Source organism: Vibrio sp. 1-2 (7-a) (assembly GCF_013048515.1).
GTDB classification, from domain to species: domain Bacteria; phylum Pseudomonadota; class Gammaproteobacteria; order Enterobacterales; family Vibrionaceae; genus Vibrio; species Vibrio diabolicus.
In genome coordinates, this window is the sequence record NZ_VHSQ01000002.1 from 163,881 (window position 1) to 178,651 (window position 14,771).

At 43.6% G+C, this 14,771-nt stretch carries 13 protein-coding genes; 7 read left to right on the forward strand and 6 right to left on the reverse strand.

Annotated features, from left to right (window positions below; translation table 11 throughout):
- Window positions 1-515 precede the first annotated feature (515 nt).
- The 4 genes from FKN08_RS08415 to FKN08_RS08430 all read left to right on the forward strand — a co-directional run bounded on the left by FKN08_RS08415 (window position 516) and on the right by FKN08_RS08430 (window position 5,274).
- Window positions 516-2,429, forward strand: coding sequence for a tetratricopeptide repeat-containing diguanylate cyclase (locus tag FKN08_RS08415; protein ID WP_170891793.1), 1,914 nt, complete (start codon window positions 516-518; stop codon window positions 2,427-2,429).
- Between the two features lie 7 nt (window positions 2,430-2,436).
- Window positions 2,437-2,778: a hypothetical protein gene (locus FKN08_RS08420; RefSeq protein WP_012842508.1), complete on the forward strand. Its 342-nt coding sequence runs from the start codon at window positions 2,437-2,439 to the stop codon at window positions 2,776-2,778.
- Between the two features lie 249 nt (window positions 2,779-3,027).
- Window positions 3,028-4,806 carry a S8 family peptidase gene (locus tag FKN08_RS08425; RefSeq protein WP_048625132.1) on the forward strand — a complete coding sequence of 593 codons (1,779 nt, stop codon included), beginning with the start codon at window positions 3,028-3,030 and terminating at the stop codon, window positions 4,804-4,806.
- A gap of 12 nt (window positions 4,807-4,818) precedes the next feature.
- Window positions 4,819-5,274, forward strand: a complete 456-nt coding sequence (locus FKN08_RS08430) for a hypothetical protein (protein ID WP_054868032.1) — start codon at window positions 4,819-4,821, stop codon at window positions 5,272-5,274.
- Window positions 5,275-5,418: 144 nt separating this feature from the next.
- Here the strand turns inward: FKN08_RS08430 and FKN08_RS08435 are convergent, their stop codons facing one another.
- The 3 genes from FKN08_RS08435 to FKN08_RS08445 all read right to left on the reverse strand — a co-directional run bounded on the left by FKN08_RS08435 (window position 5,419) and on the right by FKN08_RS08445 (window position 8,318).
- A complete protein-coding gene (locus tag FKN08_RS08435) occupies window positions 5,419-6,348 on the reverse strand; it encodes an SRPBCC family protein (protein WP_170891795.1) in 930 nt (309 codons plus the stop codon).
- Between the two features lie 88 nt (window positions 6,349-6,436).
- On the reverse strand, window positions 6,437-7,678 hold the full coding sequence (locus FKN08_RS08440; protein ID WP_065646685.1) for a HAMP domain-containing sensor histidine kinase: 1,242 nt from the start codon (window positions 7,676-7,678) through the stop codon (window positions 6,437-6,439).
- The gene (locus FKN08_RS08445) at window positions 7,650-8,318 is read right to left on the reverse strand and encodes a response regulator transcription factor (RefSeq protein ID WP_005395631.1); all 669 of its coding nucleotides are present in this window, start codon (window positions 8,316-8,318) and stop codon (window positions 7,650-7,652) included. The genes FKN08_RS08440 and FKN08_RS08445 overlap by 29 nt, the downstream gene beginning before the upstream one ends.
- A gap of 90 nt (window positions 8,319-8,408) precedes the next feature.
- Here FKN08_RS08445 and FKN08_RS08450 point away from each other — a divergent pair, with 90 nt between their 5' ends.
- On the forward strand, window positions 8,409-9,608 hold the full coding sequence (locus FKN08_RS08450; protein ID WP_170891797.1) for a DUF5666 domain-containing protein: 1,200 nt from the start codon (window positions 8,409-8,411) through the stop codon (window positions 9,606-9,608).
- A gap of 158 nt (window positions 9,609-9,766) precedes the next feature.
- Here FKN08_RS08450 and FKN08_RS08455 read toward each other — a convergent pair whose 3' ends face one another.
- Complete coding sequence (locus FKN08_RS08455) at window positions 9,767-10,816, reverse strand: Preprotein translocase subunit SecY (protein ID WP_170891799.1); 1,050 nt, start codon at window positions 10,814-10,816, stop codon at window positions 9,767-9,769.
- A 438-nt stretch (window positions 10,817-11,254) separates the two neighbouring features.
- Between FKN08_RS08455 and FKN08_RS08460 the strand changes: the two genes are divergently transcribed.
- Window positions 11,255-11,716 carry a hypothetical protein gene (locus tag FKN08_RS08460; RefSeq protein ID WP_054868028.1) on the forward strand — a complete coding sequence of 154 codons (462 nt, stop codon included), beginning with the start codon at window positions 11,255-11,257 and terminating at the stop codon, window positions 11,714-11,716.
- Between the two features lie 93 nt (window positions 11,717-11,809).
- Window positions 11,810-12,283, forward strand: a complete 474-nt coding sequence (locus FKN08_RS08465; protein ID WP_005395626.1) for a copper chaperone PCu(A)C — start codon at window positions 11,810-11,812, stop codon at window positions 12,281-12,283.
- A gap of 302 nt (window positions 12,284-12,585) precedes the next feature.
- Here the strand turns inward: FKN08_RS08465 and yegD are convergent, their stop codons facing one another.
- Together yegD and FKN08_RS08475 are read right to left on the reverse strand one after the other, a co-directional pair.
- Complete coding sequence (gene yegD, locus FKN08_RS08470; RefSeq protein ID WP_170891801.1) at window positions 12,586-13,938, reverse strand: molecular chaperone; 1,353 nt, start codon at window positions 13,936-13,938, stop codon at window positions 12,586-12,588.
- Window positions 13,939-14,050: 112 nt separating this feature from the next.
- The gene (locus tag FKN08_RS08475; RefSeq protein WP_005395624.1) at window positions 14,051-14,674 is read right to left on the reverse strand and encodes a hypothetical protein; all 624 of its coding nucleotides are present in this window, start codon (window positions 14,672-14,674) and stop codon (window positions 14,051-14,053) included.
- Window positions 14,675-14,771 lie beyond the last annotated feature (97 nt).

Here is a 14,771-nt window from a genome sequence, read left to right on the forward strand (position 1 = left end):
GACTCTTAAATAAGAGCAAAAACGCCCGCAATCATAAGTACTGAAGCGATACAAGTGCGGCCAATAATACCGAAGTGTGAAGGTTGAATCATTTCATTATGCATAGTTAATCTCCTGTTTATTATAAAAGCCATTTTTTATTGGCTTAATAACACTATGTCTAATATCGAGTTTTTTAACAACCCATACAAACATTAAATATTTATGACAGAAAGATAATTTTTTAGCGAACCAGCCATCTTTCGAGATGCGAATCGCACCGACTAAATGATGAAACTTACACCACTAACAATGTTCGACACACTAGATTCATCGCACTGTTTATCTTGTCGTTAAATCAATCCTTCCACTTTTGAACAGATTTATCATTATAAATCAGAATATTAGCCTCACCTTTCGCGAAACTTTCTTCACAAGCCGTTTGTAACTCGGAATCCATCCGCACTTAGCCAATAAGAAGTGATAGACTTACCTAGTATTAGGGTTAAACGAGATCACATTTTATTAATAAGCTCATGCACTTTCCGATTAAAACGCTAACTTGCGCGCTGTTCTCAGTACTTGGATTCTTCCTCCATCCAACCCATGTACTTGCCAACACAGAAAAACAGGGCTATTTGGAAGAACACATTTCTCCTCAAAGCAGCTCCATGCTCAATCTCTATTTTCGTTCAATGGGTAAGCCGCGCTCAATTGAAGAAGATGAATTAGTTGCGCCACAGAATGCGTCAGCGGAATCTCTTGCCCTTTATTACTTTGCGCGCCTTTACCTAAAGCGCTACGAAGGCGTTCCGCTGCCCAAAGATATGCCTGATTTAATTGAGTTTGGGAAAGCGCATCATTTACCATGGGTAGTCGCTGAAGCACAGCTTAATAAAGCGGTAACCATGATTGAACTAGACGATAATTGGAATGCAGAACTTGTACTCCATGACATCATCGCTGAAGCCCGCGATCTCGGCTACTTAGCGCTAGAAGGAAGAGCATATCGCTGGCTAGGGAACTTAGAGGTTTCACGGAATCAACTACGTAGCGGACTCAAGTATTACCGAACCGCCTATGAGTTGTTAGAGAGAACCGTGTTTGAAATGCAAGTTGCCATGACGCTGAATAACATCGGTACCGTCTATATCGATGCATCCGATTGGGCTCGCGCCAGTAGCTACCTTACGCAAGCACTCGATACCTATTTAAACAGCAAATATCAATATGACAACAGCCTTTTCATTGGGGTTATCTACGCAAACTTAAGTATTGTTCACTTAAGCAGTGGAGATAGCGAAAAGGCAGAATACTATTTTAATGAAGCAATCCGACTCTCAATGCAAACGGGGTCAGACGTCATCAAACACTATTCATTATCCAGCTTCTCACAAATGTTAAGTTCGATAGGGAAAATTGATGAAGCGTTGATGGTTGCACAGCGTTGCGTAGCTCTCCCTATCACGGGAAACGTAGAGGCGAAGAAAATGCCTTGTTATGAAGCATATGCAGAAGCATACCTCGCAGATGAACAATACGATAAAGCTATTTCGACAGCTATCAACGTACTTGAGCAAACTAAATCAACCGATGAGCTAGAAATACGACAGCGCATTGATATGCTGTCGGTCCTAGTAAACGCGAATCAAACCCTTAATAATTTTGAAGCGGCTTTTCGTTACTTAACTCAATTAAGAGAGCTAGAAGCTGAATTTTCTCATCATATTCACGGCGAAGAGATGATTAACATTAAGTTTGACCTCGAAGCTAAGTTAGCCCAGAAAGAACTCAAGCTACTAGAAACGAAAAATGCGTTGCAAGCTTCAGAGCTGCGTTCACAACGCTATAGAGAAATGTTCTACTTTATCGCTATCGCAGCGATTGGTGTCGTTGGCTTTCGTTACGTACTACGCGTTAGGCGTATTAATAAAGCACTCACTCAAGAAAATACTACCGATCCATTAACTCAATTGCACAACCGTCGCTACCTTCCCATTTGGCTGGATAAAATGGCTCGTAGAAGCCCAGATAGAACGTTTGCCTTAGCCGTATTAGATATCGATCATTTTAAAACGTTTAACGATGAATATGGGCATGATATTGGCGACAAGATGTTAATTCATATTGCCAGGTTATTTAATGAATCGACTCGCTCTGGGGACCTACTCATCCGTTGGGGTGGAGAGGAGTTTGTCTTATTATTTGAAGTAAACAGAACTGAAGATTGCGCTAAATTCTTGGATCGATTGAGATATATCGTGGAAAACACGCCACTAGTGGTTGACTCTAAGTCATTAAACGCGACAATTTCTCTCGGGGCTGTCGACAGACTGTCCGTAAAAACTATTCAACAAGAATGGGATCAATGGTTTTTCTTCGCAGATCAAGCTTTGTATGACGCAAAGCAAGCAGGAAGAAATCGCTTCGTTATTCACCCGACGTCATAAGAGCAAAATGAAAAAAATCCTAACCATCGCTATTTTTGCGCCTGCACTTCTCACTGCGTGTAGTAACCATCAAGCCTCTCAACTGGGAATGCGCAGCAGCAGTGTTAACGTATATGCCCAGCAAATGAGTAACACTCAGTTGTGCGAGACCCTCTACTACAACCGTGCAACCAACCAAACCAAAGTTGCGATTGGCGCTGAGTTTAACCGACGTGGTTTAAACAAGAAGTGGTGTGATAGTGAGTTCAATAAGCTATACATCAAAAAGTGGATTGATAACGTGTTACCCAAAGAAAAGGCCAAACCGAAGAAACCAATGGCGACAATTCAACCCGCTTCAACTAAATAATCCTTCCTCTCAAAGCAGACAGTACGACCGTATTTTCTGCTTTTTACTTTTCATGCGTGCGCTATTCGACATTAAAAAACCCTATAATTTCAGTGAATTAACACTGACTCATGTTGTTCGTCGAACTTTTGATGTAAACAAGTTGTAAATGGTTTTCGTCCTTATTCTTTGTCGTTAGCTTTGTTTATTCCTGTTAGAGGAATATGAAACAGGAGCTAAAAAATTCCAAACAAAGACATGAGGTCAAAAATGGAAATACGCATTAACCGCCTATTTGCTGCTATGTTGGCAGTAGGCATTGCACCTGCCGTCTCGGCGTTTGATCCACTCTATTCTGAACAATGGCACTTAGACAACACAGGGCAAACTGCTTTTGCAGCTAACCCAGCTGTTGCTGGGAACGACCTAAACACCAAGCTCACTCAAGCAATGGGTATTGCGGGTATTGGTGTAAAAGTCGCGGTCATTGATTCTGGAGTGCAGATCGATCACCCAGATCTTGCAGGTAATATAGTTACAGGTAGCAGAAATTTCGTCGAAGACTCTTCTTTCCCATTAAGTTATCCGGTTGATACCAATGGTCACGGCACTGCTGTAGCCGGTTTGATCAGCGCAGTCGGCAACAATGGTGAAGGTGGACGCGGTGTTGCTTCTCACTCTTCTCTTATTGGTTTTAACTGGTTAGCCAACCAGACATTAGAAGGCTGGCTAATCTCTCACGGCATGGACCCTGCCACACGCGATGTTCGTGTATTTAACCAAAGCTACGGTTTCAGCCCGATCAACCCAATAACTTTTGATGAAAGCGATCCTCAACTTAAACTTGAAATGGACGTGATAAAAAATGTCAGCGAGAGTAACTCATGGGGACGCGGTGCTGTATTTGTTAAGTCAGCCGGCAATGGTTATCGCTATTTCAATGCGGGAAGATTCTTCGTGTTGCCAAGTAACTTCTTTGCTGGTGGAGACAACCAAGGCTTGCCGATGCACAACTCCGCTCAGTCTTATGACAACGCCAACTACTTTAATTTAATCACCAGTGCACTACGTGCGGATGGCACGCGAGCGAGTTACTCATCGGTGGGATCTAACGTATGGGTTGCCGCACCAGCAGGTGAATATGGGCAAGACTTCCCTGCCATGGTCACCACCGATTTGATGGGTTGTGAAGAAGGGCAAAATACCAGCGACGGCCTTGGTATCAATGGCTTACACGGCGGTACGGAGCTAGACCCGAACTGTAACTATACCAGTACAATGAACGGAACCTCGTCGGCTGCGCCAAACACGTCCGGTGCCATCGCGGCAATCATGTCCACAAATCATGCACTTTCTGCTCGTGATGTACGTGCTTTACTAGCAGAAACAGCAAAAGTAACGGATAAAACGCATCCAGGCGTACAACTTGAATTTACTAACCACAAAGGTGAACAGGTTAGCTACGAGGCTATTTCTCCTTGGCAGAAAAACGCTGCAGGCGTAGATTTCCATACTTTTTATGGCTTCGGCGCTGTCGATTTGGATGAAGCAATGCAACGTGCTCGCATGACGAATCGTGTTTTACCGCCTCAAGTTATTACGCCCTGGGTTAATAATGCTAAAGAAGTCAGTGTACCCGATGCGAGTCTGGCTGGCGGTTCATCAAGTATCGCTATTGCCGATGATCTGAAGGTAGAATCCGTTCAAGTGAAATTGACATTAGACCACTCTCGCCTGCCCGACTTAGCTATCGAGCTCGTTTCGCCATCAGGGACTCGTTCCGTTTTGCAAACACCACGTAATGGTCTTGTTGGTCAATCTCTTGACCCAACGATTACTGGCTACAAAGACCAACTAATGTTGTCTAACCAGTTCTATGGCGAAGATGCAAAAGGCGAATGGACATTACGAGCAATCGATACGAATGGCGACGAAGTCTTTTCTTACATTGCATATTTTAACTCTTCAACCATCTATGACGTTCCGATGGCAAACAACGCTCAGCCAGGTGTTATTAAGAACTGGTCGATGCGCATCTTTGGACACTAAGGAGTCAATTACATGAAATACATATCATTTTCTATGCTGGCTCTTTCTATGATGACGGCTAGCGCATACGCTGAGCAACAACTCTCTCAACAACCCGCACCTGAACTGTTTGTGCCTTCAGAAGCGGTTGAGATTAATGGCCAAGATTATCGCAAGGTGCAAACGGGTACAGCTAGGAGCCTATCCGAAGAAGTAAAACTTCAAGCCGGTGATGAAGTGTTTAAGAATGCGTTTAGCAATGTATCCAAGGCCACTGGACTGGTTTACATCACGGTAAACAACTCTAACGAAGCGAAAGCGGTCGCCAAAGAGCTAAAGCTGGAAGTTGTCTTCGCAGAGGGAGAATCTGCGGTGTTAAAAGCATCTCAAGATCAAGATCTACTGAGCATTAGCGACTATCTAAACGCAGACAGCCGGGTAAAAGCGTCTAAAATTGAACTAAACAGCGGTAAGTACCGTGCACAATAATTCTCTAGCAAGAGAAGTTGGCTGATAAAACCATGCCTCGGCAATTGCTGAGGCATTTTTATAGGTGGGTATAGAAACCCTCTTTTTTTGTAGATTACTACGGAACTAGCATGATATTTAGGGGAGCATGTCCGGCAACGCCTGTCATTTCTTAAATAAAATAACTTCGGTTCTTAGTTTATCCTGCGTGGTTTCTTGCGGGTTATCTAAGTAGCGCTCAATCCCTAATGGACTGGTTTTGGCTTTCATACCACTCTGGCGAACCAAGTTCATCGCTAAAGCCCACGCATTTCCCAAAAACTGATATTCCCCACGGTGCTCGACGACAAATGTTTCACTCTCAGGTATGGTACCAGTAACCGCCCCCTCTGGCGCAGTTACCGCGTTATCAAGTGGTAAGCAAGTGATAAACTCAAACATACCTTTCTGCATATCCATCGACTGGTAATAACAAAATAACTCGCCGTTCACAGATAAGCCCTTGTCATCAACTATCTGCTTTAACTTGTGAACTTGTTCTTCTATTACCGGACCTAATTCTGGAATGCTGGCCTCGCCTTTTATTCCGATGTAATGAACCTGAGGCTGGGTTCGATTACCAATTTCAACCAAGTCTGAGAGCACTTGTCCGGTTTCAAGTTTGCTTTTGAGCATGCGTAGCCCACGTTGATAATCCATCTCTATCATCGACTTAAACATACTTTTCAAAAAGAACAGATACCAAGGAACGCGTGATTGCATTTGCCATTCGACTAAACAACCACCTTGTGACGGCGTCACTATTAAAGTCACCTTTCCGTGACTCTTGATTGGGCGAAAGAAATGAAGCTCCATATCTAACCGATGTTCTTGAGTGCTTTCAAGTACGATGGCACCAGTCCCAATACGCTGACCATTCCATTGGTAACCGGCTCCAACGTGACCTTGATTATCGCTGAATGTCAGCTCGCAGCTTAGTTCAAGAATGATCCAAGGTGACCAATCAGGCCAGTTATTAAAATCCTTGAGATAGCCAATAATCTCGCTTTGATTCTTATTAATTTCAATACTTCTGCTGACCTGATAAGAAAGCATAACGGTTCCTCAAGTTTCCGCGTCACTAACTTCAGTCTAATTCAAATTCCAGTTTTTTCTTGTTTGACTGTGGGTTAGACGCACAAAGCTAGGAACGGAATTCCACTTTCGCACTAAATCGAACACCATCATCGTCCAGTATTAACGCCCATCCCATCCGTTCACATATGCGTTGTACGATAACAAGCCCACAACCGTAGCCGGCGTTGTACGTCTCGTTACCATCGTGACGATTCAGGATCTTAAGAGCATGACCTTTCAACTCAATTTCAATATCCCCTACACTATAGCTAAAGGCGTTTTTAATCAGATTGTTGATAACAATGGTCACAAAACTCTCTGGAGCCGTCACTACACCACTATGTTGTTCGTGCAAAGCGTAATTCGAATCTTGCTTGGCAAATAAAGGAGCTAGCTCTTCCAACTGTTTTTGTAAACAAGTGAGAAGCTGATGCTCTCCGTAATGCTGAGGCTCTATTTTCTCTTTACCGAGCAAGAGAAACGCTTCTGTTAGTACGCGCATGTCTTCACAAGCTGACTGCATTCTCGCGATGGCTTTTTGCGCGACTCGAGGTTGTTCTGGGATACGCGTTAGAATGTCTGTTGAGCCTTTGATCACCATGATTGGCGTTCTCAACTCATGCGATGCAAAACGACTAAATTCTTGTTCTCGTTTGAAATAGCCTGCGATATCGTTTTTATTATCCAGCAAAGTTTGCTCTATTTGGCGTGTCTCGCTGAACTTAGTTTCAACTTGGAAAGCGGGTTGATCCGGTGACATTTGGCTGATTTTGTCTTCGATTTGCGCTAGTGGTCGAGACAATATTCGCACCATATAAATGCCATACCCGACCATAACAAATGAAAATAAGCCACCGAGCAGTAGCGTAAACTGATGCAGCGAACTTTCGTATTCGTCGAGGTAATCATCGGAGTCATCTTGAAACACAATGTACATAAGCCCCTTCCCTGAGGGGTGTTTCAATACGACAAAGTGTTTGTCTTCTTCACCAAGCAGATATTCGTAAAAACCGGGCGAAGTAAAAGAGAGCAACCAATCCGGTGTCGGTGCTTCACTCCAATATGAGTTGAACTCCAATACGTTTGGCAATGGCGCATCCCAGCCCTGTTTCTCGAAATTCTCACTATAAAGCGCAGCTTCAGTATCAAGCCAGTGATGTAAACTCAGCACTTCGAGTTTGTTTTCTGCCACATAAATCAGCGACCAAAAAAGAGTAAACATCACAAGCGTCATTACCCCAAAACCCCAACGGATCTTGCGATAAATACTTGGATATTCGTTATGCTTTAAGTCGGTAACCTTGTCCATGAATAGTCTCTAATCGTGATTCTTCAAAACCTTTGTCTAACGCGGTTCTTAAACCATAAATATGGCTACGAAGTGCATCACTTCCGGGTGGTTCGTCTCCCCACACACTATCGATCACTTCTGTGCGCGAAACCGATGCTGGAGCACGTTGGAGAAGTAACTTTAAAATCTTGGTTTGAATTCGGCTCAGCTTAATTTCTTTGTCTTTTCTCGTCACTTTGCCTGTGCGCGCATCTAAACAAATGTCCGCAAACTTAAGCGTTCCAATATCTTGCCTTGGACCGCGATTAGCCAAAGCATGAACACGTAAACTAAGCTCTTCCATCGCAAATGGCTTCATTAAATAATCATCTCCTCCCGCTTTAAATGCCGCGATTTTGTCATCTAACGTATCTTTTGCGGTTAGGAAGAGGATTGGCGTTCCACAGAGCTGATCTTGTCGAAGTTTCTGTACCGTACTAATGCCATCGAGCTTAGGCATCATGATATCCATGATGATTACATCGTAATGATTATCCTCGATTAACTTCAGTGCGGCCTCACCATGATACGCACAATCGATAATCATGCCTTCAAGCTCAAGATAGTCCGCAATCGTCTCCGAGACATTGTGGTTGTCATCTACAATTAAAATTTTCATAAAAATCACATTTCTTCACGATCTCTTCACGATATGCCCAATAAGATACAGGCAATTTCCTAAACTAGCTCGTAAATTGAGGTTAATACAATGAAAAAACTCGCTCTTATTTCTGTAGTAGGTTTGGCATTGTCTGGTTGTGGTGGTTCAGGTGGTGGCAGCAATAGCGATAGCACACTAACTCAACCAGTAGTGAAACCAAGTGTAGCGATTGGCTCTGTTGAAGCGGTCAACGCTGAAGAAAACACGTTAACCGTCAATGGATATACATACCATGTATCTGGGGTGGTTTATGGCGATACATCAATGCAATTAGCCGATGTAGAACCCAAAATGATGGTTCAAGTAGGAACAGATGTTCGTAAAGCGTCTGACGATGGCTTCTTAGTAACACTTGAGCCAACCATTACCGGACGTGTTACAGCAATTGATTATGTGAAGAAAACATTTACGGTAAACGGCGTAGATCTGCAGTTTGACGGTTTAAGTGATGATATAGAGATCAACGACTGGGTGATGGTGTCATCCTTGCCGACTGCTGATGCGGGTTATCGAGTGTTGTCTGTGGTCGAAATCGACGTAGATAACGATTACCCAACTCTTGGAAGCTACTACGAACTGGAAGGTCGCATTACTAGTATCGATGAAAATGCTGCCATGTTTAAGCTTGGTTCAAATATAACCGTATCTTACGACAACATTAGCCAACTTAGCATCGGCCAATGGGTGGAAGTAGAAGGTGAAATGCAAAACGGCGTCTTCATGGCAAATGAGGTAGAAGTTGAAGGCTACGACGTCATAAGCAATGACAGCGATGTGGAAGGCATCGTGACTTGGGTTGCAAATGATTACAGTGAGTTTTCATTAAACTACCGAGGTGCATTCTTCATCGATAACGCAACACGATTTGAAGATGGCAGCAAAGCGAACCTAAAACAAGGCCAAGAAGTGGAAGTAACGTCTGTCATGAAAAATGGCAAACGCATCGCTACCGTTATTGAGTTTGAGCAACCAGACTTTGACGATAACAACCAATGGCAAGGTAAAGAATTTGAATGTGAAGGATACGTATCAAACTACGATGCTGAAGCAAGAACATTTAACATCGAGAGTTGCGAAAACGACGCAGATCAATTGCTAAACAACACTACCGTTGTGATTGATGTACACACACGCTTCCAAGGCATCGAAGAACTTAACCTAAATGGTGCTCGTGTCGAAGTCGATGGTGTAATCATCAACGACCAAAATATTGCCCTTGAAGTTGAGTTGGACGTTTACGACAACTGATCCCTTCTACGCTAAAGAAAAAGTGTCACTTCGGTGGCACTTTTTTGTTTTTCTATTTTTAAATCCTCTCTCTTCTTTTGGCTCACTTTAGTAGCGAAACCTTACAGTAAAAAAAGAGCGCCGATTGACGCTCTTTCCGATCTCTAATTGATAACCAATTATGCGGCCTCTGTCTGACCTATCCAATGATAATGGTGGTTGGCTTTTTTACCCACTAAACCGAGCTCTGCCAATTCCTCAAACACCTTGTCTACCTCTTCCGCAGATAACCTAAATTGTTTGGCAACGGCTTTTTTTGTGCACGTAATTTGATGCGTTTTAAGTGCATCGCTCACTTGCTCTAACAGAGTTTTCGGTTCTTTTGGCTCTTCAGGCTCCGGCGTTACTGGTATTTCTTGCTCTTCCTCCTCTTTGATATGAGGAAGATATCCCGCTGGCTCTGGTTCGATATCGCGAACCGTTTTCAGTATCATGCCCTCATTTCGGCGATAGAAATGTCTGAACCGTTGCTCTTCACCAATCAGGCCGACAAAAAATGCAGCAAAGAAATCCAACAGAATCGAAAGAAATACAACCAAGCCAAGCTGAGCTTGCTGAGAGGTAGTACCAAATGCGTTAGCTAGGCTATCAATCAAACCAATAACTGAGCCTTGCGTGACCGGTGGTAAGCTATCACGTTCCATAGCCAAGCGTTGCTGCTCTTCGCGTAAGGTTTTGTTTTGCTCCTGAATGCGAGTTACACCGGTCGCGATACGCTCCATCTCGATGTATTTCTGCGCTGCCATATTGTTGAGCTCAATCTGTTTATCGATTGCCGCAATTTGGCGATTAAACGCGTCCACTTTCGCCTGCTCTACCGAAATATGGCTTTGTGCGCTGTTTGTTGCACTGTTAATGCCACCAATACTACCGCCAATGGAGATCGCAGCTAAGACTAAATAAAACACGAGAGCGGTTGCCGCCCCTGTATAGTTGCGATGGGCTCGGCGCTCACCGTATTCATACCAGGCGTAGAACTTACCCGCTTCAAAAATAATCGCTAAACCACCAAATAAGGTTTGCATCATCGGGTTTTCGTCGATCGACAAAAACAGCAATAGAGAAAAAATAGTCGATGCTAAAATCGCAGCACCAGTGAATGCGTATACACTCACCATGGCAAATCGACCTTTAGGGTATCGATATCCAATCTGTTGTTCGTATTTCATTTGAGAAATTTCTTAAGATTAATCGCCCCTCCGACTAAGTAGGACGGACGTTCTGGCATGTACAAAGGAGCGCAGAATACCGTATCCTTTATTAAATTACTGTCATAATTCCGTTAATGGAAAACAAGTGAAGATTCGGTGTGCATTTTGAATCGATATCAGCCAAATCTAGCACGTAAAAACACCACCACGACACCCACTAACCGAAGCTTCAGTGACATATAAGAGAGATTAATTCGGTATCTTCAAAAGCGACTAGACAAGACTGACAAGTTGAATTGGAGGTTGTGAATGCCAGCCGAATCAAGACATTAAAGCGTTAATAACAGGCAATAAAACAAATAATGCACACTTGCATCACCTTTTAGTAAACTGATAATTACATTGTTTGGTTAATTTGTTAGTATCCCGCGCCGAAGAAGATAAGCACTCAATTGTATGGAAAACACTCTAATACAGCATAAACACCATCGCTTGCACGCTATTGCGGTTATTATCGCGGTGTTGTTTCAGTTGTATTTAGCGTCCACAGCGACTCTTAACCCAACACAAGTTCACAACACAACATGGCTTAACAACGTTCAAAGTGAAAAGGTCTTACTGTGTACCGCAGATGGTTTCAAATGGGTGGATATCAATACGCTGATTGAAGCTAACGCTCAACCTTCTTCTACGCTCATTCAAGATCTTAATTTACATGAAGGCTTTCAGTTTGAGTGTCCGCTTCTTCAAGCAGTTCAATTCTTTCTTTTGGTTGCGATTGGGCTATACCTGACTACCATCCATTGGCAGCGCCGAGTCAAGAAAGCTCTGACGCCTTACCGATTTTCAAAATGCGATAAGCTCGTTTACAAACACATCGCGCCTAAGCACTCTCCGCCGAGTGTTTTTCCTGCCTAACAGGCATCTAATCATTAACAACTTTATTCAAAAATAACGATGACTCTGTTTGTTGTCCATTCAGAGAAGCTATTCATTCAAAAGGAAAAACACATGCTTAAATCATTTAAAACCGCCGCTATCGCGCTTATTGCTGTCATCGCTAGCCCACTGAGTTTAGCGCACGATTATGAAGCAGGAAAAATTCATATCGACCATCCATGGAGCCGCGAAGCGCCACCAAACGCACCTGTTATCGGTGGTTTTTTTCAATTAACCAACCACGGTGACAGTGAAGATGCATTGATCGCAGCAGAAAGCCCAATCGCAGGACATGTCGAAATTCACACGCATAAGAAAGAAGATGGTGTGATGAAAATGATTAAGATTGACGAAGTGCGCGTTCCCGCCAATGACTCAGTCTTGTTTAAGCCAGGCAGCTTCCATTTAATGATTTTCAATCCAACACAAGCGCTCAAAGAAGGTGACCGCTTCCCTATGACGTTAACATTCAAAAACGCGGGTAAAGTGGAAGTAGAAATGGCGGTTGAAAAACAAGGTCACATGGAAAAACACATGCACCATTAATGACGTAAACAAAAATGCCCGCTGATTTAGCGGGCATTTTTATTTCAGCTTAGTAAAAATCATTATTCCGATAGATCATAACCCGATTCTTCAGAATAATGGCAGCGAGTAGCGCTTAGCGAGACGAAGTCATATACATAACAGCATGCTCGGACAATAGATTCTGAATCACGCTCGTCCCTCGTTGTTCAGAATGACATTGAAAGATTTAAGAACCCTAAAAAGGTTCCCTGCTCGCATGAAACTCAATCTCTCAGCGAAGTCATAAATTTGGTATTCCCATAGCACAATTAGTTTTCTTTCTACTTGAAACAGACCTCAGCCCAACGAACTAGGCCAGCAGTTACCGAGCCAAAATAATTTCCACTGACAACCGGAATATTTGGCAGTACGGTTTGCACCGCATCGCGCAAGATTGGCGAGCGTGCCGAACCACCAGTCATAAAGATAGCATCGGGTTTCACCCCAGCTTGCTCTACCGCTTCTGTCACCAACGCCGTCATTTTATTCTTCGGCGACTGAATCGCTTCGATCATTTCGTCTCGTTGCACATCGACTTCAATCAGTTCTGACAGTAAGTTGATGCCAGTTAGGTAAGATGCTTGTTCTGAAAGCGCCACTTTCGCTTCTTCGGCACGGCGAACAATGTTGTAGCCTAAAGACTCATGATACACCTCTAGCAAACGAGCAAGCTTTTCTGGCTCTTGAGCCTGCTTTTGAAGCAACTTCAACGCGGATAGATTCTCTCGAGAATAGAAATCACTCTGCGCTTCTACATTGTTGATTGCTATCGGGTTCCAGAATTGGGTGGTCGGCATCACAATACCTGACTCCATTTTGCTTTCCATGCCAAACGGGAACATGAGCTGCTTAAATGCTAACGCGATATCAAGATCATTCCCGCCGACGCGCTGGCCACTATGAGCCAACAAGCTTGCGGTCCTATCCGCTTTGCCACGCCAAGACGGCCCCATTTGAATCAACGAGCAGTCCGTTGTACCACCGCCAATATCGACCACTAGAATGGTTTTGTCTTCACTGAGTGTCGCTTCATACTCTAGGCCCGCCGCGACAGGCTCAAACTGAAACTCCACATTTTGGAAGCCCGCACGTTTCGCTGCCCGCAACAAAATGCGTTCAGCCTGAATGTTAGCCGTTTCACCGCCACGCCCATGGAAGTTAATTGGCCGGCCGATAACAGCATCGGTAATACTTTGCTGCGCATCGTTTTCGGCTTGCGACTTAATATTGTCCATCATCGCGCAGACAAGATCTTCAAAGAAAGCCAATTGCACGTCACGCAAGCCAGAAGCGCCAAGAAAAGACTTCGGCGACTTTACGTAATAGATATCACGAGGATCTTCCAAATAGAGATTAAGCGCCGCCTGACCAAATGCAATGTCGTCAGATTCGAGATCAATACTTTCTTCTCGGTTTAAATTGATTGCCCGGCGTAAAACCTGCTCACCAACTTGATCTAATGGTTTAATATCTCGATGGCGAAATAAGTGCTCGGATACCGACTCACGAGTCGGTGCAGCAAGGGTGGAAGGAATAAATGGACTGTTCCCTTCTAGGTTAAGCATTACTGGCTCACCCGATTCCATTTTTGCCACTGAACAGTTTGCAGTGCCATAGTCAAAGCCGATAAACATAGTTCCTCCCACTAATAAGGGCCTGTAGACCGTTAAAAAGCCGGCAATGCTAACTTAATGGCATAGGAATTACTATCCTAAAATCGTGTGTAATTTAACGTGGCAAGTCTATCTAAGGTTTATTGCTCTCTTTTTTCATAGATGGCAAAACAACCGCAACCAATAACGCTAATAATAAGAATACAGGAGTAAGCGTTAACCCGTGCCAGATCGAATAACCGTCATGGAACAACCAGAAAATACCAACAGTCAAGAGATACGCAAAGTAACTGCAAAACACTAAGCTAATCGCAACAAAGCGAGTTCGATTGATAATAAGAATCCGCACTAGATACTGACTAAGAATACCAGAACAGTGCATGGCAAGCTGCCAATTGATGATAAAGAAAGCAAGCGCAATAAACCCTGCAACCACTAGTGAATCGTGAGTATTTAAAATAAAGTAGCTACCAAATCGGCTTATGATGATCGGGTAATCCCCTTCATATACTGTTGACCAAGATATCGCATTTGCTGCTGCAATATAATTCGCAAAATAAGCGATGGCGTAAAAAGTCGTTTGAGAACTGAACGGCTGAAATACATCCGTACAATATCCTCGCCATTCTTCTTTGTTGGCGGTAGGTCCAACCCAGTTACGTTTTTGATGAGCGACGCGCTCGGCGAATGCTGGTCCGTTGCGAAACAACAACCAAAATATATACAGTGAAAGTATGACCAAGAGTATCGAAAACATACCCTTCCCCCTCAGAAATTATCGGCTCCACTGCCAATGGCGTTGGGGTCGTAAACTGCACTTCCCTGCTATACCTATTTCATTTATCTGAACTTAT